Genomic DNA, 26,971 nt, shown 5'->3' with positions numbered 1-26,971 from the left:
ACACGGCCGCCGGGGGCACGTCCCCCGGCACTGGCCGACCCGACACGTCCGGCAGGTCCGCCCTGCGCCGGCGCCGTGCACGCGGGATCGCGGGCACCGCCCTGTCGCTGACGCTGACATTGCTCGGCCTTCTGCTGGTGACCTTCATCATCGGCCGCGTCATGCCCATCGACCCCGTCCTGAAGGTCGTGGGCGATCGCGCGACGCAGGCTCAATACGACGCGGCCTATCAGGCTATGGGCCTCGACAAGCCGCTGGCGATCCAGTTCCTCAGCTATATCGGCGACGTCGTGACCGGCGATTTCGGGCGATCCATCTCGACCGGGCAGCTGGTCTGGGACGACATCCGCCGCGTCTTTCCCGCCACGTTCGAGCTGGCGACCCTGGGCACGCTGATCGGCGTGCTGGCGGGCGTGCCGCTTGGCGTGATCGCCGCCGCGCGGCGCGGCGGGATCGTGGACCAGATCGCCCGCGTGGTGGCGCTGGTCGGGTATTCCATGCCCATCTTCTGGCTGGGCCTGATGGGGCTTCTGATCTTCTACGGCATCCTCGGCTGGGTCGGGGGGCCGGGACGGCAGGGCATCATCTATGACGGCATGGTCCCGAACGTCACGGGCATGATCCTGGTCGACAGCGCGCTTGCCCGCGACTGGGCCGCGTTCCGCGACGCCTTCAGCCACATCATCCTGCCGGCCAGCCTGCTGGGATATTACAGCCTGGCCTATATCAGCCGGATGACGCGCAGCTTCATGCTGGAACAGCTTTCGGCGGAATACATCACCACCGCCCGCGTGAAGGGCCTGTCCGAACGGGCGGTGATCTGGGGGCATGCCTTCCGCAATATCTCGATCCCGCTGGTCACGGTCATCGCGCTGTCCTTCGGGTCGCTGCTGGAGGGATCGGTCCTGACCGAGATCATCTTCAGCTGGCCGGGCCTGGGGCAATACATCACCCGTTCGCTTCTGTCGGGGGACATGAACGCGGTGCTGGGCGGCACAGTCGTCGTCGGCGTCTGCTTCGTGGTCCTGAACCTCTTCAGCGACATCCTCTATCGCGTGCTGGACCCGAGGTCGAAATGACGAACACCATGACACGCCGCGAATGGCTCCTGTCGGATGCGCCGCAGACCCGCCGTCAGGCACGGCTGGGCGCGTTCTATCAGGGCTGGCTGACCTTCCGCACGAACAAGCTGGCGATGCTGGGGCTGATCATCCTGATCCTGCTGCTGGGCATGGCGGCCTTCGCGCCGCTTCTGGCCCCCCACAGCCCCTTCGCCCAGGATCTTGCCATCCGCCTGCAGCCGCCATCGGCCGAACATTGGCTGGGGACCGACGCGCTTGGGCGGGACATCCTGTCGCGCCTGATCCACGGATCGCGGATCACCCTGTTCATCGTGGGCACTGTGGCGCTGATCGCGCCGTTGATCGGGCTGTTCATCGGCACGGTCGCGGGCTTTGCCGGGGGCTGGGTCGACCAGGTCCTGATGCGGATCACCGACATCTTCCTGGCCTTCCCCAAGCTGATCCTGGCGCTGGCCTTCGTCGCGGCCCTGGGACCCAGCATCGGCAACGCGGTGCTGGCGCTGGCGCTGACCGCCTGGCCGCCCTATGCCCGCCTTGCCCGGGCCGAGACGCTGACCATCCGTCATGCCGATTTCATCGCTGCCGCAAGGTTGCAGGGCGCGGGCCGCGCGCGCCTGCTGTTCCGCCATATCTGGCCGCTCTGCGTCAGTTCGCTGATCGTGCGGGTCGCGCTGGACATGGCGGGGATCATCCTGTCGGCGGCGGGCCTGGGCTTTCTGGGGCTGGGGGCGCAGCCGCCCATGCCCGAATGGGGGGCGATGATCTCGGACGGGCGGGCCTACATCCTCGATTTCTGGTGGGTCGCTGCCATGCCGGGGCTTGCGATCTTCACCGTCTCGATGGCGTTCAACCTGCTGGGTGACGGGCTGCGCGACGTGCTGGATCCGAAAGGAGGCGCGAAATGACCGACGCCCCGCTTCTGTCCGTCCGCAATCTGCGCGTGACCTTCCCGACCCGTCAGGGCCTGTTCCAGGCCGTGCGCGGCATCGATTTTGACCTGGGCCGCGAAAGGCTGGGCGTCGTCGGGGAATCCGGCAGCGGCAAGTCGATGACCGGCCGTTCCGTCCTGGGGCTGATCCGACCGCCGGGCCGGGTCGAGGCCGACCGGATGGAGTTCCAGGGACAGTCGATCCTGAACCTGTCCGAACGCCGCATGCGCAAGATCCGCGGCCAGCGGATCAGCATGGTCATGCAGGACCCCAAGTTCAGCCTGAACCCCGTGATGACCGTCGGCCGCCAGATCACCGAGGCGTATCGCCTGCATCGCCGCGTCAGCCGCGCCGATGCCCATGCCAAGGCGATCGAGATGCTGCGCGCCGTCCAGATCCGCGATCCCGAACGGGTCATGGACAGCTATCCCCACGAGGTGTCGGGGGGCATGGGTCAGCGCATCATGATCGCCATGATGCTGGCCCCCGACCCCGAAATCCTGATCGCGGACGAACCGACTTCCGCGCTGGACGTGTCGGTCCGCAACGAGGTGCTGTCGATCATGGACAACCTCGTGCGCGATCGCGGCATGGGTCTGATCTTCATCAGCCACGACCTGAACATGGTCGCCCAGTTCTGCGACCGGGTGCTGATCATGTATGCGGGCCGCATCGTGGAAACCCTGCCCGCGCGCGAATTGCACAAGGCCCGGCACCCCTATACCCAGGGGCTGCTGGCCAGCCTGCCGCGGCTGGACGCGCCGCAGGACCGCCTGCCCGTTCTGACCCGACAGGACAGCTGGCGCGATGACGACCTGATCGCGCCGCGCGCCGATACCGACCTGCCCGGAGGGCTGTGACAATGACGCCACCGATGCTTGCGATCCGCGATCTGAATGTCTGGTTCGGCGAACCGCCCGACCGTGTCGATGCGGTCAAATCCGCCGATATCTCGGTAGCCCAGGGCGAAAGCTTCGGGCTTGTGGGCGAATCCGGGTCGGGGAAATCCACCATCCTTCGCGCGGTCGCGGGACTGATCGACAGCTGGTCGGGCGATCTGCAGGTCGCGGGGCTGAAGGTTCGGGGCGCCCGGCGCGACCGGCAGTTCTTCAAGACCGTGCAGATGGTCTTCCAGGACCCCTATGCCAGCCTGCACCCGCGCCATTCGGTCGATGCCGTCCTGTCGGAAACCTTGCATCTGCAGGGGATCGGCAATGTCGATCAGCGCATCAACAAGCTGCTGGACGATGTGGGGCTGGGGCGCAGCTTCCGCTTCCGCTATCCGCACCAGCTGTCGGGGGGGCAGCGTCAGCGCGTGGCCATCGCCCGCGCGCTGGCCGCCGAACCGCGCCTTCTGCTGCTGGACGAACCGACCAGCGCGCTGGATGTCAGCGTCCAGGCCGAGATCCTGAACCTTCTGTCGGATCTGCGCGCGGAACATGATCTGACCTATCTGATGGTCACGCACGACCTGGCCGTGGTGGGCCATATGTGCGACCGGATCGCGGTCATGCAGCATGGGCGCCTGGTCGAGGAACTGCCCGTGGCGGACCTGCGCCGGGGTGCGGCCAAGGCCGAATACACGCGCGGCCTGATCGAGGCATCCGGCAGCCTGGGCGCGACCGCCTGATCGCGCGGCCTTAGGCCCGGTCGGGCGCGATGTCGGATGGCTGGACCGCCACGGATTTCAGGATCGCATGGCAGTCCTGCCCCTCTGCAAGCCGCATGGCCGATGCCGATCTGCGCGTGATCCGCGCGATCAGCCGGTCGGGGCCCATCTGCAGGGTGACCATGACGGAACCGTCGGGCGCATCGCGCAAGGCCGCGATCCGCCCGGGCAGGATGTTCAGCGCCGACAACCCCTCGGGGCGGCCCTGCGACAGGACGATGTCGCGCGCACCCACCCGCAGGCGAAGCGCCTGCCCCGGCGCGGCATCCGTCCGCGGAACCCAGAGCGGGCCCGAAGGGGCGGCAAGCTCGCTCAGCCCATCATCGTGGTGCCGCACGACCCGCGCCCCGATGATCGAGGCGGCATCGTCGCCCATCGCGCCATCGCCCAGCACCTGCGCCGGACTGCCCTGCGCGATCACCCTGCCCGCCCGCAGCGCGACCACGGTGGTGGCCAGCCGCGTCACCTCGGGGACCGAATGGCTGACATAGAGGATGGGCACGAGCGCCTCGTCGCGCAGCCGCTCGAAATAGGGCAGGATCTCGGCCTTGCGGGCCTCGTCCAGCGCGGCCAGCGGTTCGTCCGCCAGGATCAGGCGCGGCTGCGCCAGAAGCGCGCGACCGATCGCCACGCGGCTGCGTTCCCCCCCCGAAAGGCCCGCAGGACTGCGCTGCAGCAGATGATCGATGCCCAGCATCCGGACCACCCGGTCGAAATCGGCAGGGCCCGGGCGCATGCCATAGGTCAGGTTGCGGCGCACGCTCAGATGCGGAAACAGCCGCCCCGTCTGGAACACATGCCCCAGCCGCCTGCGATGGGGCGGCACGAAGATACCCGCCTCGGTATCGCTCAGCACACGGTCATCCGCCACGATACGCGCATGATCCGGTCGGATCAGCCCCGACACGGCATCGATCAGCGTGCTCTTGCCCGAACCGGACGGCCCGAACAGGACCGTCAGCCCGGCGGGCGCGGTGAAATCGGCCTGCAACTGGAAACCCGCAACGCGGTGACGGACCATGACTTCGAGGCTCATGCGCCCGCCACCCTGCGCGCGACGCGACGCGCGACCAGTTCGGACAGCATCAGCGCGGCCATGGCGATGACGATGGCGATGACGACCAGCCTGCCCGCCGCAGCCTCGCCCCCCGGCACCTGCAACAGAGCATAGATCGCAGAGGGCAGGGTCTGCGTCTGGCCGGGGATGTTCGACACGAAGGTGATGGTCGCGCCGAATTCGCCGATGGCCTTGGCGAAGGACAGGATCGCGCCCGCGACCACGCCGGGGGCTGCCAGCGGCAGGGTCACCGTGGCGAAGACCCGCATCGGCCCCGCCCCCAAGGTCGCGGCGGCAGCCTCAAGGCCGGGATCCACGGCCTCGATCGCCAGCCGGATCGCGCGGACCATCAGCGGAAACCCCATGATCGCGGCGGCCAGCGCCGCCCCCGTCCAGCGAAAGGCCAGGGTGATGCCGAAGACCTCGTGCAGCCACGATCCGACCGCGCCCTGCCGACCGAAGACCAGCAGCAGCAGGTATCCGGTCACCACGGGCGGCAGGATCAGCGGCAGATGCACCAGCCCGTTCAGCAGCCCGCGCCCCGGGAAACGCCAGCGTGCCAGCGCATGGGCCGCAAGGATGCCCAGGGGCAGCGACAGCGCGGTGGCCCAGAACGCGACCTTCAGCGACAGCGCGACCGCCTGCCATGCCTCGGGGCCCAGCCAGCCGCCCATCAGGGGTCACCGAAGCCGAAGTCGCGCCAGACCCGCCGCGCCGCGTCCGAGGTCAGAAAGTCGAGGAACCCGTCGTCCTGCCCGCCCGTGACCATCGCCGCGGGATAGCGGATGGGCGCATGGCTGCCATCGGGGAAGCGGCCCAGCACCGAAACGTCGGGCTGGACCTGCGCATCGGTGGCATAGACGATCCCCAACGGCGCCTCGCCCCGCGCGACGAAGGCCATGGCACTGCGCACGTTGTCCGATTGCGCGACCTGTCCGGCGACATCGTCCCACAGGCCCAGGGATTGCAGCGCCTGCCGCCCATAGATCCCGGCAGGCACGCCAGAGATCATGGCCATGGACAGCCGCCCCCCGTCCAGCAGTGCGGGCAGGTCCAGCGTGTCGTCGATCGCGACCGGCGCCCGGTCGCCAGGCCCGATCAGCACCAGCGCGTTCGAGGCGATGTCGCGGCGGCTGTTCGCCCGGACATCGCCGGATGCGACCAGCGCGTCCATCCATTCCTCGTTGGCCGAGATGAACAGATCGGCGGGCGCGCCCTGCTGGATCTGCCGCGCCAGCGCCGACGACCCGGCATAGCTGATGGTGACCGGCTCGTTCCCCGCATCCGCCCATTCGGCCGCGATGCGGTCCAGCGCGTCGGTCAGGCTGGCCGCGGCAAAGACGACGGTCTCGGCCCCCGCGCGCAGGGGAATGGTCGCCAGCATGACCGTGATGAGAAGGGTCCGGAACATGGCCGCGATTGCACGCCGCGCGGGCCGCGGATGCAAGCGCTATTTTCGGCCGGACATAACGGATCAGCGATCCAGATGCCCCAGGTCGCGGCCGGGATCGATCGCATCGCGCAGGCGCTGCTTGATCTCCTTGGGGCCGGGAAAGCCGCCATCGGCCTTGCGGTCCCAGATGAGCCGGCCATCCACCGCAATCTGGAAGATGCCGCCATTGCCGGGAATGATCGCGACCTCGGCCAGATCCTCGCCAAAGGTCTGCAGCAGCTCCTGCGCCATCCATCCGGCCCGAAGAAGCCAGTTGCAGCCGGTACAGTAGCGGATCGTGATGCGTGGCCTGGTCATGGCCGGGACGATAATCCGGCGCCCGGATGCGTGCAAGCGGGGGCTCGGTCAGCATGTCGCGGCCAGATGCAGGCCGCCCAGGCGCATGATCGGGCCACGCCCCCGGTTCATTCGGCAGGTGGCGGCACCGGCCATTTCGGTTCCGTATACGGTTCACCGTAACGGTTCCCTCCGCCGATGCCGCAAAGCCGGAGCTGGATTTGCCCATGGAAGGTGAAGGGGCTCGATGATTGATCCGGAAAGTGTTCTGTGCCCCCTCAAGAACGCTCTGCGCTGCAGCCCTCGTCACCTCCGCAAATGGATAGGGAACCGTCAGAAGACCTGTGAAGCGGCCGTCCAAGGCTGTGCATCCGAGGAGGATCATTCGGGGAAAAGGCTGTCACCTTCGCCGCGGTTCCGGCCGAGGACCTCTTGCAGATGACAAATTGGTTCCGTCTGCCGGTGCCGACCGCCCCGACATCCCTGACAATGTCGCCCGCTTCCATGAGCCGAGGCAACGACATCGCGGACCGGCGGGCATTCGGAGCCCGCACGGTGCGCTCCCGACCGCGCGCCTGCGGAATCGGCAGAAGATCGGACCGTCGGGCGGCCATTCCGGATCGGCAAAGGACGCGGATCGTGAACGCCGTCCGGGTGAATGGCAGCGAATTCGGAGCTGCCATGGCGAAGGGATATCACCTTGCGGTTCGTCTGATCCAAGCGGCCTGACATGCCCCTGTCGCAGTTCCAGTGCTCGTCTTGCCGATCTGTCAGTTGCCTGATGCCGCATCCGCGATTGAGAAAGACATTGGACGGATCGCGGAAGGACAAGCTGGCCGGAGCAGGGGCGGTCTTGTCCAGCACATCCTCGGCAACCACCCCCGAAATGACCGCTTTCCCCAGCGCGCGACCGCTGCGGTGATAGGCTCTGACAAATCAGGCGCTTGTCGGCAAGCCGGAACGTAGAGGTCGAGCGCTCGGCCCGGATGCTCGTATCAAGATGCAGGCACAGCCATCGCCGGAAATAATGCCCATCGGGCCGCACATGGCTTGGACAACTGGTTCAGCCTTATGCGACGCCCCCCATTAAGCCTTTGCCATGCACATGACTGCCAAATGCGTTCAGTTTGGCAGCGCGACCGTTGTAGATTCCGCTGGGACGATGCAGTCGAGACCTTGTATGAAGGACCGGAAAACTGCGAGCTTCTTCAAGTTCGTCGCGGTAACGGGAGCCACCAGACGGTTGGCATGGCGCGGGCAACGAAACTTCCCAGAAAGAAAGCCGCTATTCCCGCCCATCGGCAAAAGGTAGAAGATCCGCATCCGATAGGCAGTGAGATCGCATTGAAAATTTTCCGCACCATCCCCTGCGCGACGGCGCTTCGAAGACCCCTAGGGGCGCTTGACCGGCCGGTGGATCGAATGCGGCATGCTGATGAACGAGATGTCGATCTGCAGGGCTGTCACGCCCATTCCACACGACCAGCAACAGCGAAGGCTGAAAGATGACCACAGTATACTTGCATGTTGGAATGCCCAAATGCGCATCCTCGGCACTGCAATCCTTTTTGCATCGCAACGACAAGCTGCATCGTTCGGAAGGGCTTCTCTATCCAACCACCTGTCGCGAGAATTCGGGCTATTTCAGCCATCGACCTCTGCACCAGCTCGAACCCGCCGATGTTCCCGCTGCGGTCGAAAGGATCGCGCAGGAGGCGGAAGACGCGGATTGCAATCGCATCCTGCTGTCATCGGAAGAATTCGTGAACTCGCTCTGGGATCGCCAGATCACCGGCAGCATCATCGCCGCGCTGAATGACAAGTTCGGGGTCGGCAATGTTCGTATCCTGATGCTGTTCCGGAACCCGTTCCCATTCGTCGAATCGGTCTATGCCCAGTACCTGAAAGGCGGCATGTTCAGGATCCCGGACGCGGCTTTCATGAAATCGCCAGACAACGATATCGTCGGTCTTGTTCAGAATTTCCGCGATCAGAATGGCTTCGACTTCTTCAGCTATTCCGCGTTCATCGAGCGGATCCGCCTGCAAGCCCCCGAAAACCCTTTCGACCTTCTATCGACGGAACGCTCGGATTGGGGCGGCGAGGATGTCCTGGACGTCCTGTGCCGAAAGCTTGGAATTTCACGAGGCGATCCCGCGGTTTCCGCGAATGAGCGTTACTCGGAGGCTGCGCTGTTCCTGTTGCATCACTCGCGCCGGGCGTTCGGGTTCCAGCGGACCAAGAAACGCCGCGACATCGTGTCGAAGCTGTTCCCCGGGAAGACAAGGCGCTTCTCGAAGCTCTTGCATGTTCACGGCGCGCTCTTCGATCGGATCGCCGAATCCGTCCTGCGCGATCGCGACTATTTCCGCGCGATGACGAACGAGCCTTCGACCGGGTTGTTCTCGATCCCCCAGTCCTATCTGGACCAGCGTGATATGGACGATCAGCTGACGGTGCCAAAATGGTGGCTTCGCCTGATCGACCAGGTGATCACATCCGACGAGATGAACATCGGTCTGGCGCGCGAGCTGAAGGCCGAGATGAGGCGCAAGGTCGTCGAAGCCCGCGAAGCGCGCCGCGACGGGAAGCCGCAGTAGGACCGGACAGGCAATCGCCGCGCCTTTGAGAGGGGGCAGCATCAGGAGCGCCCCCTTTTTAACGGCATGATCCCGGCGGATGCCGTCCAGAACGACGCCTGCGCGGCGAACGAACCTTGGCCCAGCCTCCATCGCGCCTGCAATGTGCTGCAACCTATCGAGGCCGATCCGCGTCCTTCACGTTCCAGGATCGTGCCGCCGCGGCGCTCATGACCTTCTCAGGGCAAGGATGCTTTCGAAGGCGCTGGCGGCCGCAAGGCCCCGCGACAGACGCGTGCCCTCAGCACTCTGACCTTCGAGCCGCGCAAGGCGGCGGCCCAGATCGGCGAGCATGGCTTCGAGCGAGGCATTCTGCCATTGCAGCAGTTGGCCGTCCACATCGCCCCGCCGCAACCGGTCGGCAACCGGCCAGATCGACTTCGCGCCTTCGCTGACCCCCAGTTCCTGCCAGATGTCATCGGGCACCATGCGCAATGCCCGCCATCCCGCGATCGCATAGGGGTGACGCGCGGACGGTGCCAGGCGCGGCATGTGCCAGGTCATGTTGTTCAGCAGCCAACGCGTCGCGGCGATACGGTTCGCACGATCGCCGGGATCCAGGTCATTCAGGATCGTGCCGAAATGCGTGAAGAAGGCCGCAAGTTCGGCCCCGGTGGACGCCATCGTCTGACCGGGGCGATTGATCCGGTGATGGCAGGATACGGTGTTGACGAAACCGATGCTTGCGGCACGTCTGCAGACCGCCCAGTGGAAAGGGTTGTCCTCGAAGAAGTAATCTCCTTCCGGAAAACGCAGCCCGTGCTCTGCAAGGAATGCGCGCCGATAGAACTTGCGCCACGGCACCGCGATCAGTCCCAGCCCATGTGCGCGAAGCTGGTCGAGCGGAAGCGCGTTGTCGATCGCCGACCAGCGCTGCGCATCTGCGGGATGCCGCGCGCGATCCGCCTTTTCGTCGTATTCCAGATAATTTGTGAACAGGATATCCGTGGGATGGAACGCCCAATGCGCCCGGGCGCGCGCGAAGCCCGCGGGGTCGATCCAGTCGTCCCCGTCCACGAAGAAGACGGTATCGCACCCGGCCTCGTCCAGACCGATATTCGCGCCGATCCCGACGCCGCCCATGGTATTTGTTCCCAGATAGATCGGGCGGAATTCGACGCCGCTTGCGAAATGGCCCCCGGATTCGAATTCTCGGACCCGTTCGAGCGTGCCGTCATCCGACCCGTCGTCGATCAGGATGACCTGATCGCCGGGGCGGGCCACCTGCGCCACGGATTCGAGGCAGCGCGTGACATACCTGCGAATGTTGTAAGTGGTCACGATGAAGCTGATCGACATCATTCACACCCCCTCGGCCAGGAGAAAGCGGACAATTTCCTGCGCGCGATCCGGTTGCTGCATCGCGAACATCCGGAACTCCTCGGGGGTGAAGCCAAGATAGGCGTCGCATGCCAGGCTGCGAAACTCGGGGATCAGGTCGTCCTCGACCTGGCGCAGGTTCCACCGGCATATCCCGTCCACGAACTGGATGAAGCGCTGCATCATGATCTGGCGCCCCGGTGCCTCCCGGATCCGGTCGGTCAGCTCGGCCACGATCCCGGCAAGACAGAGACGTTCGCGCCCCTTTCTGGCCGTCAGGTGATGTTCGCGATCGCCGATGACATGGACCGCACCGATCCGACGCGAGGCCTGGACATCGCGCGCATGCAGGAAGCTGAGCCAATGCAGGCGGATGTCATTGTGGACCGGCGTTTCCGAACACGAGATGTCATGCGACCGCAGGAAGTCGGTCCGATATATCTTGTTCCAGGGATAGGCGCTGATCATGACCAGCCCTGCGCATTCCTGGGCGCTCAGCATCCGGCGGGAATCGCCCGACAACGCGCGTTCCCACATCTGCTCTTCCGTGGGGAAGGTGCCGCGACGGCCCTCGCTCTCCTCGACCCGCGTGTCGCTGTGGCGGAATATCGTGAAATCCGGGCAGCCCGCTTCCTGGTGATGGCGCCAGATCTCGGCCAGTTCATCGCACAGCATGTCATCCGCATCGAAGAAGAGGACGTTCGACGCAGTGACCGCCGCCAAGCCCATGTTGCGTGCATGGCCTGCGCCGCGTTGACGATCGGACCGCAGATGAACGACGTCCACGCCCGACAGCCTGGCAAGGTTTCCGCTCAGCCGCGGGCTGCATTCCGCATCCGAGCAGTCGTCTGACACGACCACCTGCGAAAAGATGCCGAGAGCCGCGATCTGACCCAGAAGCCTGTCCAGATCCTCGGGCAGGTTGCGGACCGGAATGACGATCGCAAGATCGGGTTGCGCATCCTGCTGCATCACACGACGAAGAAACGAAGATCCAGAAGATCGATGCTGATATCCCCGGCGCGGAAGAACAGGATCAGGTCTCGCCACTGCGCCTGACGGGGAAGGTCGGGCATGGCGGCGATATCCATCACGTCCATATGCGTGCTGGGCTGCGCGAAGGACACCATCGTCTTGGAAAAGAACGTATCCATGAACTGGTCGTCATTGCCGGAACGGATGCACAGGCGGGTCGTCGTCGACGCGGGTGCAACGCTGCGCGCCACGATGCCCAGAACGCCCGCATTCGCAAGGTTCACATCCCCAAGATGGATGTGCAGGGCCTGCCAGCGCCGGCCTTCGGCGGCGTCCATCCTGACCTGGATCATGTTGTCGGCACGGCAGCAATAGTCGCCCGCAACCTCCGCCTCGGGGTCGGTCGACAGCGACACGCCATCCGTCACGGGCAGGCTGCCGCTGTGGAGATCGCCCGCGCCTTCGTGATGCCGAAGCATCTGCAGCGTGAACCGGCTGTGGGCATCGGGTCCGATGAGGATATTATCAGTCATCTTGGCTCGGCTTTGATGGGTCGGCTTGTGAATGCTTAACGGTCATGGCCCGGGACTACCATAGTCAACCCGGCACCGGGACCAGTTGCAAAGGGATTGCACGTTGCGCGTGTGACAGCAACATCAGGCCCATCCCGCCTGCGCTGCACGACCTGCAAGGCGCGGTTCGCGACAGATCGATCGCTTGGCCTGCGAGCCGTCTGCCTGCTGAAAACGCACGATGCGCCCATATCATTGCAGCTGCAGGGTCGGGGCACTGGCATGGGCAGTGGTTTTGTGCCATTGGACCCTTGCAGTTCCGGACAGGGTCGTGCCGCCGCCGCGACGTGACATCTGACCGTGGCCAATCAGAACGAATGGGACAGATCGGATGAAGATTCTACTTGTGGGTGCAGGACTCTCGGGCGCGGTGATCGGGCGCGAACTTGCCGAGGCCGGCCACGACTGCCGCATCATCGACGCGCGCGACCATATCGCCGGCAACTGCTACAGCGAACGCGATGCGGATACGGGCGTGATGGTCCACACCTACGGCCCCCACATCTTCCATACCGACGACGAGGGCGTGTGGGATTACGTCAACCGCTTCGCCGCCTTCATGCCCTATCAGAACCGGGTCAAGTCGACCACGCAGGGCGCGGTCTATTCGCTGCCGATCAACCTGCTGACGATCAACCAGTTCTTCGGCAAGACCATGCGCCCCGAAGAGGCCCGCAGCTTCATCGAATCCAAGGCCGACACCTCGATCACCGATCCCCAGACCTTCGAGGATCAGGCCCTGCGCTTCGTCGGCCCCGAGCTCTACGAGGCCTTCTTCAAAGGCTATACCGAGAAGCAGTGGGGCTGTTCCCCGACCGAGCTTCCGGCATCCATCCTGAAGCGCCTTCCGGTGCGCTTCAACTATGACGACAACTACTTCTTCCACCGCTTCCAGGGCATGCCGGAACACGGCTATACCGCCATGGTCGAAGCGATCCTCGATCATCCGAACATCACGGTCGAACTGGGCACCAGCTACGACCCGGCCATGGCCGAGGATGCCGACCACGTCTTCTGGTCGGGCCCGCTGGACGGGTATTTCGACTACAAGCTGGGGCGCCTGGGCTATCGCACGCTGGACTTCGAGCGGTTCACCCACCAGGGCGATTATCAGGGCTGCGCGGTCATGAACTATGGCGACGCGGACGTGCCCTTCACCCGCATTACCGAACACAAGCATTTCAGCCCGTGGGAAAGTCACGAGGGCAGCGTCTGCTACCGCGAATTTTCGCGCGCGGCGGAACCGGGCGACACGCCGTATTATCCGATCCGCCTGGTCGAGGAGAAGGCGATGCTGGCGCAATACGAGGCGCTGGCCCGCGAAACCCCGAACGTCACCTTCGTCGGCCGTCTGGGCACCTATCGCTATCTCGACATGGACGTCACCATCCGAGAGGCGCTGGACACCGCAAGCGCGTTCCAGCGCGCGGATAACTGAGCCCCCTCCTCCATCCGACCGAACTCGAGGCAGACAATATGACCCCCCCCTTGTTGAGCGTGATCGTACCGGTCTTCAATGGTGCCGAACATATCGAGCAACTTCACCAGGAATTTTCCAAGCTCTTGCCGCATGGCGTCCAGTTCGTCTTCGTCGACGACTGTTCATCCGACGGCAGCCCGCTGCTGCTGCGTCGCATTCTCGATCCCGAGGCGGGCGACGTGCTGATCACGCTGCCCAAGAACGCCGGGGCCGGACATTGTCGCAACCGCGGCTGGGAGGCTGCGAAGGGCAAGTACACGATGTTCTTCGACGTGGACGACAAGCCTCATCCGCAAGCCATCCTGTCGGCCATCGACAAGCTGGAAGCCAATCCGAATGCCGATGTCGCGGTATGTGCATATACCTATGAACGCGACACGCCCGAACTCGGGTCGGACATGAACAAGGAAGACATCCGGATCTTCGATCGCGCTCTGGGCAAGCAAGATCACAAGGCGTTCCCGCTCGAGGACAACTCGGCCACGCTCATGATCACCAATTACCCGTGGAACAAGATCATCCGGACCGACACCTATCGGGCGACCGGCATGAAGTTCGGCAATACCAAGGTCAACAATGACATTCTGGGGCATTGGATGATGCTGCTTCTGGCAGATCAGATCATCCTGACCCGCGATGTCGTCTGCTCGCATATCGTCCGTTCGAACGGCGGCAACATCACCAATCACCGCAACGAGAAGCGCCTGGCCGTATTCGCGGCCCTGAACCAGGTCTACGATTTCCTGGTCGCCCACCCCCAGATGCGCAGGCGCTATTGCCATATCTACTGGGAATTCGCGATGCGGCTTCTGTCATGGTCGAAGAACCGCGTGGACAAGGCGATGCACCGTCGCTTCGACGAACTGACGACGACGCTTCTGACCCGCATCGATCTCGAAGATTTCGTCCTGATCCAATCCCGCCGCGCGCCGGGCCTGGGCAACAGGATCAAAGACCATTTCTACAGGGGCTGACAATGACATCCATACCGAAGCTTTCCATCATCGTCACCTCGTACAACGTCCAGGATTACATCGCCGAAGCGCTGGAATCGATCCTGGGCCAATCGCTCGGAGAGATCGAGGTGATCGTCGTCGATGACGGATCCAGCGACGGGACCGTCGACATCATCAAGAGCTTTGCCGACCTGGACGACCGGATCAAGCCGATCCTGTTCGAGGAGAACACGATCGGCGGCGTGGCATCGGCCGCCAATGCGGGGCTCGAGGTCGCGACGGGCGAATATATCGGCTTCGCGGATGGCGACGATGTCTACGATTCCGAAATGTTCGGCAAGATGTATCGCGCGGCCGTCAAGCATGACGCGGATCTGGCGATGTGCCAGTTCATGCTGCAGAACACGATCACCGGCGAACGCTATGACAGCGACGATCGCAAGAACTGGGCCCGGATCGAGACGATCACCCCCATGGTGCTGGACGAACAGGGGCGCAAGGACATCCTTGCCTTCTCGCCCGTGCCCTGGCGCAAGATCTATCGTGGCGACATGGTGCGCAGCCGGAACCTGCGCTTCCCGGTCGGTGACTATTTCTTCGAGGACAACCCCCTGCATTGGGCAAGCGTCCTGTCGGCGGACAGCATCGTCCTGCTGCCCGAGGTGCTCTGCTATCACCGGATGGCGCGCCCGGGGCAGACGATGTCGAATGTCGGACCGGGCCTGTTCAAGCTGTTCCGCCACCACGACAACATCCGCACCTGGCTGATCGAGAACGACCGGACGGAGTTCATGCCGCTGCTGCTGGAATGGGTGGCCAAGCAGAATGCCTGGATCAGCGAACGGGCCGCGGACGAGGATATCGGCCTGCTGCTGGCCGAGATACATCCGATCGTCGCGCAATATGACGATGCCGACATCCAGGCGCTCGGCTTTGGCAAGGAAGGCCGGACGCATCAGATGCTGGTTGCCGCCAGGGCCAATGACGAGCAGGGCTTCCTGCAGGCCGCCCGGTCGGGCAAGAAGAAGGCCCCCGCGCCATCCAAGCATTCCACGAAGGCGTCCGAGCCTGCCCCCCGCGTGGATCTCGAGGATATCTATTTCGCGCTGATGCTGCTTCAGAAGCGTCTCGACGGGCTGGAAGGCAAGGTCGATGCGCAAGCCCGTGCCACGCAGAAGCTTCTCGAGGCCGTCGAGAACGCCACCGGCGGGGCGCCCGAGGGGCGCGGCGCGAACCCGATCGCCGGGCTGCTTCGCCGCATGAAGGCATGACGGCTGCCCCCGGGGCCCGCGGCCTCGGGGGCGACGCTCAGTTGCTGCGGAACAGATCCCGCGTGAAGATCTTGTCCGAGATGTCGGCGATCTCGTCGGTGACACGGTTCGCGACGACGATGTCGCAGATCTCCTTGAAGCGGTTCAGATCCCGTTCGTTGCGCGAGTTCTGATAGCTTTCCTCGGCCAGGCTGGGTTCGTAGATCACCACCTCGATCCCCTCGCCCTTGATGCGCTTCATCAGGTCCTGGACCGAACTGTCGCGGAAATTGTCCGACCCGGCCTTCATCACCAGGCGATAGATGCCCACGCGACGCGGTCCTTGCGCGATGACGCGATTGGCCAGAAAATCCTTGCGGGTCTGGTTCGCTTCGACGATGGCGCGGATCAGGTTCTGCGGCACGTTCTGGTAATTCGCCAGAAGCTGCTTGCTGTCCTTGGGCAGACAATAGCCGCCATATCCGAAGGAAGGGTTGTTGTAATGCGATCCGATCCGCGGATCGAGGCTGACCCCCTCGATGATCTGGCGCGCCTCCAGCCCGTGGCTGAGCGCATAGCTGTCCAGCTCGTTGAAATAGGCCACCCGCATCGCAAGATAGGTATTGGCAAACAGCTTGATCGCCTCGGCCTCGTCCGCATCGGTCAGCAGGATCGCGACATCCTTCTTGATCGCCGCCTCGCGCAGCAGCTCGGCGAAGACCTGCGCGCGGTCCGAACGTTCGCCCACGACGATGCGCGACGGATGCAGGTTGTCGTAGAGCGCCTGCCCCTCGCGCAGGAATTCGGGCGAGAACATGATCTTGTCCGAACCTGTCTTCGCGATCAGGCTGCGGGTATACCCCACGGGAATGGTCGACTTGATGACCATGATCGCGTTCGGATTGATCCGCGTGACCTGATCGACCACGGCCTCGATGCTCTCGGTGTTGAAGGCGTTGGTCTCGGGATCGTAATTGGTGGGCGTGGCGATGATGACGAATTCGGCATCCGTATAGGCCTCGGCCGGGTCCAGCGTGGCCTTCAGCCGCAGCTTGCCCTCGGTCAGGTATTTCTCGCATTCCTCGTCCACGATGGGCGAGACGCCGGAATTGACCATCCGGATCTTGTCCTGAACGACATCGACCGCCGTCACCTCGTGTTGTCGCGCCAGCAATATCGCATTCGACAGGCCGACATATCCAAGCCCCGCCACAGCAATCTTCATCAGTCTTTCTCCTTGTCGCCTCGCGGCCGTCGAATGCATTTTCGGGCCGCGATCGCCCATGGGAACCGCGATGCCCATCAATATCGAAATGAAAGCCGGCAAGCGGCAATCCCTACCCGGACTTAATAGGGTTGCAGTATCCCACCGTCCAGCATCCGCAGGGAGGCCCTGGGATTTTGCACAAAGGCTGCCGCATTCCGCCCGCAGGCAAGGCCGCCCATCGCGCTAGGGGAGCACGTGTCGAAACGACGAAAAAGCCCCGCAACTCATTGAGCTGCGGGGCTTTTTATTATGGTGCCCAGGAGAGGACTCGAACCTCCACGTCTTGCGACACACGGACCTGAACCGTGCGCGTCTACCAATTCCGCCACCTGGGCAGGTGGTGTGAGCGGCTCACTAAAGACAGTTTCGGGGGGCGTCAATGGCCCTTTTCAACTTTTCCGTCCTCTTTGCGATTTTTCTTTGTGCAGCCCCCGCGACCGATTGCCGAAGACCGCTGCCGCCGCTTGCCGCATGGCATCGCCGCGGGTAAGCATCGCAGGACAATTCGGCACGAAGGAGGCGAGACGCCCATGGCGAAACTGGTCACGATCTTTGGCGGGTCGGGCTTTGTCGGCCGGCAGGTGGCACGGCTGATGGCCAAGGAGGGCTGGCGCGTGCGCATCGCGGTGCGTCGCCCCGACGAGGCGCTGTTCACCCGCACATATGGCGCCGTGGGCCAGGTCGTCCCGGTCATGTGCAACATCCGCGACGAAGCATCGGTCCGGGCGGCCCTGACGGATGCGGATGCGGCGGTCAACTGCGTCAACATCCTGTCCCCCGAAGGCAAGAGCAACTTCCGCAACATCTTCGAGGAAGGCGCGGGCCATATCGCGCGCCTGTCGGCCGAGATGGGCGTCACGCGGCTGGTCCACATCTCGGGGCTGGGAATCGATCCCGATTCCCCCAGCAAGTATGTCGCCGCCAAATCGCGCGGCGAGGCCGCCGTGCTCAAGGCCCGCCCCGATGCGGTCGTGCTGCGCCCTTCGGTGATCTTCGGTCCGGGCGACAACTTCTACAACCGCCTTGCGGGGCTGACCCGCATGGGGCCGCTGATGCCGGTCCTGTCGCCCAATACCCGCATGCAGCCCGTCTTCGTCGAGGATGTCGCCCGCGCGGCCATGATGGGCGCCACCGGCGCGGCCGAGCCCGGCATCTACGAACTGGGCGGCCCCGAGGTGATGACCATGCGCGAGATATCGCGCCAGGTGATCGAGGCCGTCCACCGCAAGCGCATTCCCGTTACGGTCCCCATGCCCTTCGCCCGGCTGGGCGCGATGGCGGGCGGGTTGGTGCAGACCGTCAGCGGCGGACTGATCTCGGCGCCCCTGAACGGCGACCAGCTGCATCTGCTGACGCAGGACAACATCGTGTCCGACGATGCCCGGGGCTTTGCCCAGCTGGGGATCCAGCCCACCTCGTCCGGGGCGGTGATCGAGGAATATCTGTGGCGGTTCAGCCCGTCCGGACAATACGACGCGATCAAGCGTTCAGCCAAGAACCTGCGCGACCAGTGATGGAACAGAACACCATCGTCGCCGCCGCCCTCGGGATCCTCGAGGGCCTGACCGAGTTCATCCCGGTCTCCTCGACCGGGCATATCCTGCTGGCCGGTCACTTCCTCGGCTTCGAATCGCCGGGCCGCGCCTTCGAGGTGCTGATCCAGCTGGGCGCGCTCGGGGCGGTGCTGGGCATCTATGCCGGGCGCCTGTGGCAGACCTTCCGTGCCGCACCCCACGACCCGGCCGCGCGCCGTTTCATCGCGGCGGTGCTGCTGGCCTTCCTTCCGGCGGTCGTCATCGGCGTGCTGTCGCACGACTTCATCAAGACCGTCCTGTTCGAGACGCCGATGCTGATCGCGGTCATGCTGATCCTGGGCGGCTTCGTCCTTCTGTGGGTCGATCGCAGGCCCATGCAGCCCAGATACCACCGGGCCGAGGATTTCCCGCTGCCCGTGGCCCTGGGCATCGGCTTCTTCCAGTGCCTGGCGATGATCCCCGGCACGTCGCGGTCCGGTTCGACCATCGTGGGCGCGCTGCTGATGGGCGCGGACAAGCGGTCGGCGGCCGAATTCTCGTTCTTCCTGGCGATGCCGACCATGGCCGGCGCCTTCGCCTACGACTTCTGGAAGAATCGCGACATCCTTGACGCGGCTGCGCTTGGAAATATCGCGGTGGGCTTCGTCACCGCCTTCATCGCGGGCATCATCGTGGTCAGATGGCTGCTCGGATATGTCTCGGCCCATGGCTATGGCCTGTTCGCCTGGTGGCGAATCATCGTGGGCAGCCTTGCCATGCTGGCGCTTCTTGCTGGTATGTAAGCATTGCTGACCTAATATTACTGCGGGCAGGCATCAAAATCTTGCCTGCCCGCAGAAAAAGCAGCAATTAGGTCAGCCTTGCTGACTTTTAATGTTTTCCGGCATGCGTTACCGAAAGCTTCCTGAAGTTTTCTGCACTGGGGTAGCGCAGCCATGGCCACGCAAAAGATGCTCACTTTCGTCTCGACCCCGCGCGAGATGCCCGCGAAACGCTCGGCAGCCGAGCGGAGCGAGGACTTCCACGAAATCTATCGCGAATTCGCGACGCAGAAGGCGGCCGAGCAGGCCAGCCGCTGCAGCCAATGCGGTGTGCCCTATTGCCAGTCGCATTGCCCGTTGCACAACAACATCCCCGACTGGCTGCGCCTGACCGCCGAAGGCCGCCTCGAGGAGGCCTATCGCGTCAGCCAGGCCACCAACACCTTCCCCGAGATCTGCGGCCGCATCTGCCCGCAGGATCGCCTGTGCGAAGGCAATTGCGTGATCGAACAGTCGGGCCACGGCACCGTCACCATCGGCGCGGTGGAAAAATACATCACCGACACCGCCTGGGACAAAGGTTGGGTCCTGCCCACCACCCCCGCGCAGGAACGCACCGAATCGATCGGCATCATCGGCGCGGGTCCGGGCGGACTGGCCGCAGCCGACATGCTGCGCAAGAAGGGCTTCCAGGTCACCGTCTACGACCGCTACGACCGCGCGGGCGGGCTGATGACCTATGGCATCCCCGGCTTCAAGCTGGAGAAGGACATCGTCCTGCGCCGCAACAAGCTGCTGGAGGACAGCGGCGTCGAATTCGTGCTGAACTGCAATGTGGGCGAGGATGTCAGCTTCGACGCGATCCGCGGCAAGCATGATGCGGTCCTGATTGCAACGGGCGTCTACAAGACCCGCGACCTGGAAATGGACAATGCCGATGCCGGCGGCGTCGTGCGTGCGATCGATTACCTGACCGCCAGCAACAAGGTCGATTTCGGCGACGAGGTTCCCGATTACGAGGATGGCGAACTGAACGCCAACGGCAAGCGCGTGGTCGTCATCGGCGGCGGCGATACCGCGATGGACTGCGTGCGCACCGCGATCCGTCAGGGCGCGCAATCGGTCAAGTGCCTCTATCGTCGCGACCGCGCCAACATGCCGGGCTCGCAACGCGAGGTGCAGAACGCCGAGGAAGAGGGCGTCGAGTTCGTCTGGCTTTCGGCCCCCGGCGCCTTCGCGGGTCATGTCACCGGCGACATGGCCGTGGCGCAGGAAACAGATGTCGCGGGCCTGCCGCAGATCGCCAGCGTGCGCATCCAGAAGATGCGCCTGGGCGCGCCCGATGTCAGCGGTCGCCAGTCGCCCGAACTGATCGAGGGTGCCGATTACGACGAACCGGCCGATCTGGTCATCAAGGCGCTCGGGTTCGAACCCGAGGAACTGCCGCGTCTCTGGGGCGTGGACGGCCTCGAGGTGACGCGTTGGGGCACCATCAAGGCGAATTTCCAGACGCACCAGACCTCGATCCCCGGCGTCTTCGCGGTGGGTGACATCGTGCGCGGCGCAAGCCTTGTGGTCTGGGCCATCCGCGACGGTCGCGAAGCTGCCGACAGCATCGAGAGCTTCCTGACCGGCGAAACCCGCATCGCGGCGGAATAAGGCGCGACCATGCCCCATTCCGCATCCCTCAGGGCAGCGATGGGCGCGGCATTCCTTGCCGCGCTGCCCATGGCGCCCGCCGCAATGGCCGCGAACTTCACGCCGCCCGCAGGCTGCGCGCTGGACATGACCGTCCAGAACCGCGGCTGCACGGTGACGCAGGTCTACAGCTGCGATGCCGATCCCGAGGATTGGCAGCGCACCGCCATGTTCGATCGCGACGGGCTGTATTACCTATCCACCATCGACGGCGAGACCCGCTGGATCGAGAGCCAGAGCACCCGCACCGGCATCATGGACCGCCTGGTCGAGAATGCCGAGGATGACGCAAGCTTCTCGGACCTGGTCCAGACCGGCAGCGACAGCTTCGATTTCTGGACCCAGTCGACCTCGGGCGAGCTGCTGCACCATGTCGGTCGGGACAGCCTGACCGGCGAGACGGTCGAGATCGACGGCGAGACGCTGGAGCGCACGCGCTTTCAGCTGACCACCAGCGACGGGTCCGGCAAGGTCCTGATCGAACGCCATGGCGGGCAATATATCAGCCGCGACCATGGCCGGTTCTTCGGCGGGCTGGAAACCGCCCGCGACTGGACCGGCAAGACCAACAAGACCGACGACAGCCCCGCAGCCTTCGCCCATCCGGGCGAGGCCGGGTTCGGCGACACCACCCCACAATTCGACTGCGACCAGCTTCTGTCGCAGATCCCGCAGGAAAGGGCCGCATCATGAGCATGGATTGGCAGACCGAGGAACAGGCCCGCCGCGACTGGATGGCCGAGAACAGCCTCTACCGTCACGAGGACGAGCATTCCTCCTGCGGGGTGGGCTTCGTGGTCGACCTGGCCGGCAAGCCGTCGCGGCAGGTCGTGCAGAACGGCATCGACGCGCTGAAGGCGATCTGGCATCGCGGCGCGGTGGACGCGGATGGGCGCACCGGCGACGGCGCGGGCATCCATGTGCAGATCCCCGTGCCCTTCTTCCACGACCAGATCCGCCGCACCGGCCACGAACCCGATCACGACAAGCTGATCGCGGTCGGCCAGGTCTTCCTGCCGCGCACGAATTTCGCGGCGCAGGAAGCCTGCCGGACGATCGTGGAATCCGAGGTCCTGCGGATGGGCCACTACATCTACGGCTGGCGGCACGTTCCGGTGAACACCGCCGTGCTGGGCGACAAGGCCAATGCCACCCGCCCCGAGATCGAGCAGATCCTGATCCGCTGCGAGAAGGACATCGACCACGTCCAGTTCGAGCGCGAGCTGTACATCATCCGCCGCCGGATCGAGAAGGCCGCAGCCGCCGCGCAGGTGGGCGATCTGTACTTCGCGTCGCTCTCCTGCCGGTCGATCATCTACAAGGGCATGATGCTGGCCGAACAGGTCGCGGAATTCTATCCCGACCTCAAGGACGAGCGTTTCGAATCCTCCTTCGCGATCTATCACCAGCGGTATTCCACCAACACCTTCCCGCAATGGTGGCTGGCCCAGCCCTTCCGCATGCTGGCCCATAACGGCGAGATCAACACGCTGAAGGGCAACCTGAACTGGCTGCGCAGCCACGAGATCCGCATGGCCTCCAGCGCCTTCGGCGAGATGGCCGAGGACATCAAGCCGATTGTGCCCGCCGGGTCGTCGGATTCGGCCGCGCTGGATTCCGTCTTCGAGGTGCTGGTCCGGTCGGGTCGCAGCGCGCCGATGACCAAGACCATGCTGGTCCCCGAAAGCTGGTCGAAATCGACCACCGACATGCCCCAGCCCTGGGCCGACATGTATGCCTATTGCAACGCCGTGATGGAGCCCTGGGACGGTCCCGCCGCCCTTGCCATGACCGATGGGCGTTGGGTCTGCGGCGGCCTGGACCGCAACGGCCTGCGTCCGATGCGCTATGTCGTGACGGGCGACAACCTGCTGATCGCGGGTTCCGAGGTCGGCATGGTGCCGATCAACGAATCCAACGTCCGCGAGAAGGGCGCGCTTGGCCCGGGCCAGATGATCGCCGTCGACATGTGGGAGGGCAAGCTCTACCACGACACCGAGATCAAGGACCGCCTGGCCAACAGCCAGCCCTTCGGCGAATGGATCGAGAAGGTCACCGAGCTGAACGACGGCATGCGCGACCTGCCCGAGCCCGTCACCTACGAGGGGGCCGAGCTGCGCCGCCGTCAGGCCGCCGCCGGCCTGACCATCGAGGAGCTGGAGCATATCCTTGCGCCCATGGCCGAGGACGGCAAGGAATCCATCGCCTCGATGGGGGACGACACGCCGCCCGCGGTGCTGTCGAACCAGTATCGCCCGATGAGCCATTTCTTCCGGCAGAACTTCAGCCAGGTCACCAACCCGCCGATCGACAGCCTGCGCGAAACCCGCGTGATGTCGCTCAAGACGCGGTTCGGCAACCTCAAGAACGTGCTGGACGAAAGCAGCGCCCAGACCGAGATCCTGCTGCTGGAAAGCCCCTTCGTCGCGAATGGCGAATTCGCGGAAATGCAGAAGATGTTCGGCGAGACGGTCACCCGGATCGACTGCACCTTCCCGGCGGGCAGCGATCAGGATGCGCTTGGCGAGGGTCTTGCCCGCATCCGCGCCGAGGCCGAGGATGCCGTGCGTTCGGGCGCGGGACATCTGGTCCTGACCGACGAGGCGCAGGGCCCCGACCGCGTCGCCATGCCGATGATCCTGGCGACCAGCGCGGTTCACAGCTGGCTGACCCGCAAGGGTCTGCGGACCTTCTGTTCGCTGAACGTGCGTTCGGCCGAATGCATCGACCCGCATTACTTCGCGGTCCTGATCGGCGGCGGCGCGACCACCGTGAACCCCTATCTGGCGCAGGACAGCATCGCGGACCGCATCTCGCGCGGGTTGCTGGAAGGCAGCCTTGTCGACAACATGCGCCGCTACCGGGCGGCCATCGACGCGGGCCTACTGAAGATCATGGCCAAGATGGGCATCTCGGTCCTCTCCTCCTATCGCGGGGGCCTGAACTTCGAGGCCGTGGGCCTGTCGCGCGCCATGGTTGCGGAATATTTCCCCGGCATGCAGTCGCGCATCTCGGGGATCGGCCTGCACGGTCTTCAGGCCAAGCTGGAGGATCTGCACCGCAAGGCGCATGCCGAAGGCGGGGCGGACCTGCTGCCGATGGGCGGCTTCTACAAGCTGCGCCGTTCCGGCGAGAAGCACGCATGGGAAGCCAACACCATGCGCCTGCTGCAGATCGCCTGCGAGAAGGCCAGCTATGACGTGTGGAAGCAGTTCAGCGCCGCGCTGCGGGCGAACCCGCCGATCCATATCCGCGACCTTCTGGACATCAAGCCGATCGGCAAGCCCGTGCCCATCGAGGAGGTGGAATCCATTACCTCGATCCGCAAGCGCTTCGTGACGCCGGGGATGTCGCTCGGCGCGCTGTCGCCCGAGGCGCACATGACGCTGAACATCGCCATGAACCGCATCGGCGCGAAATCCGACAGCGGCGAGGGCGGCGAGGATCCGGCACACAGCCATCCGCTGCCCAATGGCGACAACCCCTGCGCCAAGATCAAGCAGGTGGCATCGGGCCGCTTCGGCGTCACCGCCGAATACCTGAACGCCTGCGAGGAGCTGGAGATCAAGGTGGCCCAGGGCGCCAAGCCCGGCGAGGGCGGCCAGCTGCCCGGCATGAAGGTCACCAAGCTGATCGCCCGCCTGCGCCATTCGACGCAGGGCGTGACGCTGATCAGCCCGCCGCCGCATCACGACATCTACTCGATCGAGGATCTGGCGCAGCTGATCTACGACCTCAAGCAGATCAACCCGCGCGCCAAGATCACCGTCAAGCTGGTGGCATCCAGCGGCGTCGGCACCATCGCGGCGGGGGTGGCCAAGGCCAAGGCCGACGTGATCCTGATCAGCGGCCACAATGGCGGCACGGGCGCCTCGCCCGCCACGTCGATCAAGTTCGCGGGCCTGCCCTGGGAAATGGGCCTGACCGAGGCGCATCAGGTCCTGGCGATGAACCGCCTGCGCGAACGCGTCACCCTGCGCACCGATGGCGGTCTGCGCACGGGCCGCGACATCGTCATGGCCGCGATGATGGGTGCCGAGGAATACGGCATCGGCACCGCCGCCCTGATCGCGATGGGCTGCATCATGGTGCGCCAGTGCCAGTCGAACACCTGCCCGGTCGGCGTCTGCACGCAGGACGAAAAACTGCGTGCCATGTTCACCGGTTCGGCGGACAAGGTCGTGAACCTGATCACCTTCTACGCCCAGGAAGTGCGCGAGATCCTGGCCTCGATCGGGGCGCGCAGCCTTGACGAGGTGATCGGCCGCGCCGACCTGCTGACCCAGGTCAGCCGCGGTGCCGCGAACCTGGACGATCTGGACCTGAACCCGCTGCTGATCACCGTCGATGGCTGGGACAAGATCGTCTATGACCGTTCGAAGCCGCGCAACGCGGTGATGGACACGCTGGACGCGGAAATCATCCGCGACGCCGAGCGTTTCTTCAGCGATGGCGAGAAGATGCAGCTGTCCTATGCCGTGCGCAACACGCTGCGGACCATCGGGACGCGCACCTCGTCGATGATCGTGCAGAAGTTCGGGATGCGGAACAGCCTGCAGCCCGATCACCTGACGATCCGTCTGACGGGCAGCGCGGGCCAGTCGCTCGGGGCCTTCGCTGCACCGGGGCTGAAGCTGGAAGTGTCGGGCGATGCCAACGACTATGTCGGCAAGGGCCTGTCGGGTGGCACGATCGTCGTGCGTCCGTCCATGTCCAGCCCGCTGGTCGCGGCCGACAACACCATCATCGGCAACACGGTCCTGTATGGCGCCACGAACGGCTTCCTGTTCGCGGCAGGCCGCGCGGGCGAACGCTTCGCGGTCCGCAACAGCGGCGCATCCGTCGTGATCGAGGGCTGCGGCAGCAACGGCTGCGAATACATGACCGGCGGGGTCGCCGTGATCCTCGGACGCATCGGCGCGAATTTCGGCGCGGGCATGACCGGCGGGATGGCCTATCTCTATGATCCCGAAGGGCTGGCGCGCGATTACATCAACCCGGAATCGCTGGTCACCTGCCCCGTCACGCAGGACCATTGGGAAACCGAGCTGAAGACCCTGATCGAGCGTCACCTGAAGGAAACCGGTTCGCAGCGCGCCGACGACATCCTGTCGAACTGGGACCGCGAGAAGGGCAATTTCCTGCAGGTCTGCCCCAAGGAGATGCTGCAGCGCCTGCCCCATCCCATCGCCGAGGACACGGCAACCGCCGCCGTCCCCGCCGAATAAGACAGCAAGCGGCCCCCGGATCACCCGGGGGCCGCTTCGCTCTGTGCCCCTTTGCCCCGACGCGGCTTCTTGACGCCCGCGCATCCCGCATGAGACATGCGCGAATGGCCCTGCGACCCAGAACATCCCGGCAACCTGCACCCGATGAGCTGCCCGCCCGACCCGTCCGCCGCTGGCGCGCGGGTTTCTGGCTGCGCTTCGTCCTGCTGCGCATGGCGCTGGTGCTTGTCGGGTCGGTCGGGGTCTATGCGGTGATCGACCCGCCCTACAGCTGGACGATGCATGCGGCCGCCCGCCAGCAGCCGCTGGCCCCGCGCGGCTGGACCGATCTGGGCGATATCGCACCCGTGATGGCCCGGTCCGTCGTCGCGGCCGAAGATGCGAATTTCTGCCGCCACTGGGGGTTCGACATGGACGAGATCCGCAAGGTCGTGGCCTCGGGCTCCAGCCGCGGGGCATCGACCCTGACCCAGCAGACGGCCAAGAACGCCTTTCTCTGGCAGGATCGCAGCTGGCTGCGCAAATCGACCGAGGCCGTGCTGACCCCGCTGATCGAGGCGATGTGGTCCAAGCGCCGCATCCTCGAGGTGTATCTGAACCTGGCCGAGTTCGGGCCGGGGATCTTCGGCATCCGTGCCGCGGCGCGCGAACATTTCGGCACGACGCCCGACCGCCTGACGCCGGTGCAGGCGGCACGGCTGGCCGCGGTGCTGCCCGCGCCCGCGCGCCGCAGCCCGCATGCCGCATCTGCCCGGTCGCGTGCGATCCTGGACGGGGCGGCCACCATTGCGCGGGACGGGCGTGCGGATTGCTTCGACGGCTGA

Annotated in this window: 23 protein-coding genes and 1 tRNA gene; 15 read left to right on the top strand and 9 right to left on the bottom strand. The window is 64.9% G+C overall.

Translation table 11 applies throughout. The features are described from left to right. Nucleotides 1–62 precede the first annotated feature (62 nt). The 4 genes from KO490_RS01245 to KO490_RS01230 are packed head-to-tail and all read left to right on the top strand — an operon-like array spanning nt 63 to nt 3,641. The gene (locus KO490_RS01245; RefSeq protein WP_252726960.1) at nt 63–1,079 is read left to right on the top strand and encodes an ABC transporter permease; all 1,017 of its coding nucleotides are present in this window, start codon (nt 63–65) and stop codon (nt 1,077–1,079) included. Next, nucleotides 1,076–1,987, top strand: a complete 912-nt coding sequence (gene nikC, locus KO490_RS01240; protein ID WP_216017575.1) for a nickel transporter permease — start codon at nt 1,076–1,078, stop codon at nt 1,985–1,987. The genes KO490_RS01245 and nikC overlap by 4 nt, the downstream gene beginning before the upstream one ends. Next, nucleotides 1,984–2,871: an ABC transporter ATP-binding protein gene (locus KO490_RS01235; RefSeq protein ID WP_216017574.1), complete on the top strand. Its 888-nt coding sequence runs from the start codon at nt 1,984–1,986 to the stop codon at nt 2,869–2,871. Before nikC ends, KO490_RS01235 begins: the two co-directional genes overlap by 4 nt. Nucleotides 2,872–2,873: 2 nt before the next feature. Beyond that, a complete protein-coding gene (locus KO490_RS01230) occupies nt 2,874–3,641 on the top strand; it encodes an ABC transporter ATP-binding protein (protein WP_252726933.1) in 768 nt (255 codons plus the stop codon). A 10-nt stretch (nt 3,642–3,651) separates the two neighbouring features. Here KO490_RS01230 and modC read toward each other — a convergent pair whose 3' ends face one another. The 4 genes from modC to KO490_RS01210 all read right to left on the bottom strand — a co-directional run bounded on the left by modC (nt 3,652) and on the right by KO490_RS01210 (nt 6,487). Continuing rightward, a complete protein-coding gene (gene modC / locus KO490_RS01225; protein ID WP_216017573.1) occupies nt 3,652–4,716 on the bottom strand; it encodes a molybdenum ABC transporter ATP-binding protein in 1,065 nt (354 codons plus the stop codon). Next, nucleotides 4,713–5,411 (bottom strand): molybdate ABC transporter permease subunit, encoded by a 699-nt coding sequence (gene modB, locus KO490_RS01220; RefSeq protein WP_216017572.1) that lies wholly within the window; start codon nt 5,409–5,411, stop codon nt 4,713–4,715. The genes modC and modB overlap by 4 nt, the downstream gene beginning before the upstream one ends. Next, entirely contained in the window at nt 5,411–6,148 is a 738-nt protein-coding gene (gene modA / locus KO490_RS01215) for a molybdate ABC transporter substrate-binding protein (RefSeq protein WP_216017571.1), read from the bottom strand. The genes modB and modA overlap by 1 nt, the downstream gene beginning before the upstream one ends. Before the next feature lie 63 nt (nt 6,149–6,211). Further along, on the bottom strand, nt 6,212–6,487 hold the full coding sequence (locus tag KO490_RS01210) for a SelT/SelW/SelH family protein (protein WP_216017570.1): 276 nt from the start codon (nt 6,485–6,487) through the stop codon (nt 6,212–6,214). A gap of 1,095 nt (nt 6,488–7,582) precedes the next feature. Here KO490_RS01210 and KO490_RS01205 point away from each other — a divergent pair. Next, nucleotides 7,583–7,975 carry a hypothetical protein gene (locus KO490_RS01205; protein ID WP_216017569.1) on the top strand — a complete coding sequence of 131 codons (393 nt, stop codon included), beginning with the start codon at nt 7,583–7,585 and terminating at the stop codon, nt 7,973–7,975. Next, entirely contained in the window at nt 7,972–9,066 is a 1,095-nt protein-coding gene (locus KO490_RS01200) for a hypothetical protein (RefSeq protein ID WP_216017568.1), read from the top strand. Before KO490_RS01205 ends, KO490_RS01200 begins: the two co-directional genes overlap by 4 nt. 207 nt (nt 9,067–9,273) lie before the next feature. Here KO490_RS01200 and KO490_RS01195 read toward each other — a convergent pair whose 3' ends face one another. The 3 genes from KO490_RS01195 to KO490_RS01185 are packed head-to-tail and all read right to left on the bottom strand — an operon-like array spanning nt 9,274 to nt 11,933. Beyond that, nucleotides 9,274–10,407, bottom strand: coding sequence for a glycosyltransferase family A protein (locus KO490_RS01195; RefSeq protein WP_216017567.1), 1,134 nt, complete (start codon nt 10,405–10,407; stop codon nt 9,274–9,276). Then, nucleotides 10,408–11,397: a glycosyltransferase family 2 protein gene (locus tag KO490_RS01190; protein ID WP_216017566.1), complete on the bottom strand. Its 990-nt coding sequence runs from the start codon at nt 11,395–11,397 to the stop codon at nt 10,408–10,410. After that, nucleotides 11,397–11,933, bottom strand: coding sequence for a hypothetical protein (locus tag KO490_RS01185; RefSeq protein WP_216017565.1), 537 nt, complete (start codon nt 11,931–11,933; stop codon nt 11,397–11,399). Before KO490_RS01185 ends, KO490_RS01190 begins: the two co-directional genes overlap by 1 nt. Nucleotides 11,934–12,303: 370 nt before the next feature. Between KO490_RS01185 and glf the strand changes: the two genes are divergently transcribed. From glf to KO490_RS01170, 3 genes are read left to right on the top strand one after another with little or no spacing between them, the layout of a single operon-like run. Then, entirely contained in the window at nt 12,304–13,410 is a 1,107-nt protein-coding gene (gene glf, locus KO490_RS01180; protein WP_216017564.1) for a UDP-galactopyranose mutase, read from the top strand. 59 nt (nt 13,411–13,469) lie between these two features. Next, entirely contained in the window at nt 13,470–14,426 is a 957-nt protein-coding gene (locus tag KO490_RS01175) for a glycosyltransferase family 2 protein (protein WP_303462758.1), read from the top strand. Between the two features lie 2 nt (nt 14,427–14,428). Then, nucleotides 14,429–15,679, top strand: a complete 1,251-nt coding sequence (locus KO490_RS01170; RefSeq protein WP_216017562.1) for a glycosyltransferase family 2 protein — start codon at nt 14,429–14,431, stop codon at nt 15,677–15,679. Nucleotides 15,680–15,716: 37 nt separating this feature from the next. On the opposite strand, the gene KO490_RS01165 is transcribed toward KO490_RS01170, so the two are convergent. Together KO490_RS01165 and KO490_RS01160 are read right to left on the bottom strand one after the other, a co-directional pair. Beyond that, a complete protein-coding gene (locus KO490_RS01165) occupies nt 15,717–16,883 on the bottom strand; it encodes a nucleotide sugar dehydrogenase (RefSeq protein WP_216017561.1) in 1,167 nt (388 codons plus the stop codon). A 292-nt stretch (nt 16,884–17,175) separates the two neighbouring features. Then, nucleotides 17,176–17,260, bottom strand: a tRNA-Leu gene (locus KO490_RS01160). Between the two features lie 195 nt (nt 17,261–17,455). On the opposite strand from KO490_RS01160, the gene KO490_RS01155 reads away from it, so the two are divergent. The 6 genes from KO490_RS01155 to mtgA all read left to right on the top strand — a co-directional run bounded on the left by KO490_RS01155 (nt 17,456) and on the right by mtgA (nt 26,971). Further along, nucleotides 17,456–18,439 carry a complex I NDUFA9 subunit family protein gene (locus KO490_RS01155; protein ID WP_216017560.1) on the top strand — a complete coding sequence of 328 codons (984 nt, stop codon included), beginning with the start codon at nt 17,456–17,458 and terminating at the stop codon, nt 18,437–18,439. Then, on the top strand, nt 18,439–19,242 hold the full coding sequence (locus KO490_RS01150) for an undecaprenyl-diphosphate phosphatase (protein ID WP_252726932.1): 804 nt from the start codon (nt 18,439–18,441) through the stop codon (nt 19,240–19,242). Before KO490_RS01155 ends, KO490_RS01150 begins: the two co-directional genes overlap by 1 nt. A gap of 153 nt (nt 19,243–19,395) precedes the next feature. Further along, entirely contained in the window at nt 19,396–20,880 is a 1,485-nt protein-coding gene (locus tag KO490_RS01145) for an NAD(P)-dependent oxidoreductase (RefSeq protein ID WP_216017558.1), read from the top strand. A 9-nt stretch (nt 20,881–20,889) separates the two neighbouring features. Further along, entirely contained in the window at nt 20,890–21,612 is a 723-nt protein-coding gene (locus tag KO490_RS01140) for a hypothetical protein (protein ID WP_216017557.1), read from the top strand. 2 nt (nt 21,613–21,614) lie between these two features. Beyond that, nucleotides 21,615–26,147 carry a glutamate synthase large subunit gene (gene gltB, locus KO490_RS01135; protein WP_216017800.1) on the top strand — a complete coding sequence of 1,511 codons (4,533 nt, stop codon included), beginning with the start codon at nt 21,615–21,617 and terminating at the stop codon, nt 26,145–26,147. A 104-nt stretch (nt 26,148–26,251) separates the two neighbouring features. Further along, complete coding sequence (gene mtgA, locus KO490_RS01130; protein ID WP_252726931.1) at nt 26,252–26,971, top strand: monofunctional biosynthetic peptidoglycan transglycosylase; 720 nt, start codon at nt 26,252–26,254, stop codon at nt 26,969–26,971.

Origin of the sequence: Paracoccus sp. C2R09 (genome assembly GCF_018860625.1) — a bacterium.
Taxonomy (GTDB): Bacteria; Pseudomonadota; Alphaproteobacteria; order Rhodobacterales; family Rhodobacteraceae; genus Paracoccus.
Note: the sequence above shows the minus strand (reverse complement) of the source record. Positions and strands in the feature narration are given on the sequence as shown.

Excerpts from the sequence above, each read along its gene's own strand:
- nikC (WP_216017575.1), top strand. The coding sequence starts at position 1,076 with ATGACGAACACCATGACACGCCGCGAATGGCTCCTGTCGGATGCGCCG.
- KO490_RS01235 (WP_216017574.1), top strand. The coding sequence starts at position 1,984 with ATGACCGACGCCCCGCTTCTGTCCGTCCGCAATCTGCGCGTGACCTTC.
- KO490_RS01230 (WP_252726933.1), top strand. The coding sequence starts at position 2,874 with ATGACGCCACCGATGCTTGCGATCCGCGATCTGAATGTCTGGTTCGGC.
- modC (WP_216017573.1), bottom strand. The coding sequence starts at position 4,716 with ATGAGCCTCGAAGTCATGGTCCGTCACCGCGTTGCGGGTTTCCAGTTG.
- modB (WP_216017572.1), bottom strand. The coding sequence starts at position 5,411 with ATGGGCGGCTGGCTGGGCCCCGAGGCATGGCAGGCGGTCGCGCTGTCG.
- modA (WP_216017571.1), bottom strand. The coding sequence starts at position 6,148 with ATGTTCCGGACCCTTCTCATCACGGTCATGCTGGCGACCATTCCCCTG.
- KO490_RS01210 (WP_216017570.1), bottom strand. The coding sequence starts at position 6,487 with ATGACCAGGCCACGCATCACGATCCGCTACTGTACCGGCTGCAACTGG.
- KO490_RS01205 (WP_216017569.1), top strand. The coding sequence starts at position 7,583 with ATGCGTTCAGTTTGGCAGCGCGACCGTTGTAGATTCCGCTGGGACGAT.
- KO490_RS01200 (WP_216017568.1), top strand. The coding sequence starts at position 7,972 with ATGACCACAGTATACTTGCATGTTGGAATGCCCAAATGCGCATCCTCG.
- KO490_RS01195 (WP_216017567.1), bottom strand. The coding sequence starts at position 10,407 with ATGATGTCGATCAGCTTCATCGTGACCACTTACAACATTCGCAGGTAT.
- KO490_RS01190 (WP_216017566.1), bottom strand. The coding sequence starts at position 11,397 with ATGCAGCAGGATGCGCAACCCGATCTTGCGATCGTCATTCCGGTCCGC.
- KO490_RS01185 (WP_216017565.1), bottom strand. The coding sequence starts at position 11,933 with ATGACTGATAATATCCTCATCGGACCCGATGCCCACAGCCGGTTCACG.
- glf (WP_216017564.1), top strand. The coding sequence starts at position 12,304 with ATGAAGATTCTACTTGTGGGTGCAGGACTCTCGGGCGCGGTGATCGGG.
- KO490_RS01170 (WP_216017562.1), top strand. The coding sequence starts at position 14,429 with ATGACATCCATACCGAAGCTTTCCATCATCGTCACCTCGTACAACGTC.
- KO490_RS01165 (WP_216017561.1), bottom strand. The coding sequence starts at position 16,883 with ATGAAGATTGCTGTGGCGGGGCTTGGATATGTCGGCCTGTCGAATGCG.
- KO490_RS01155 (WP_216017560.1), top strand. The coding sequence starts at position 17,456 with ATGGCGAAACTGGTCACGATCTTTGGCGGGTCGGGCTTTGTCGGCCGG.
- KO490_RS01150 (WP_252726932.1), top strand. The coding sequence starts at position 18,439 with ATGGAACAGAACACCATCGTCGCCGCCGCCCTCGGGATCCTCGAGGGC.
- KO490_RS01145 (WP_216017558.1), top strand. The coding sequence starts at position 19,396 with ATGGCCACGCAAAAGATGCTCACTTTCGTCTCGACCCCGCGCGAGATG.
- KO490_RS01140 (WP_216017557.1), top strand. The coding sequence starts at position 20,890 with ATGCCCCATTCCGCATCCCTCAGGGCAGCGATGGGCGCGGCATTCCTT.
- gltB (WP_216017800.1), top strand. The coding sequence starts at position 21,615 with ATGGATTGGCAGACCGAGGAACAGGCCCGCCGCGACTGGATGGCCGAG.
- mtgA (WP_252726931.1), top strand. The coding sequence starts at position 26,252 with ATGGCCCTGCGACCCAGAACATCCCGGCAACCTGCACCCGATGAGCTG.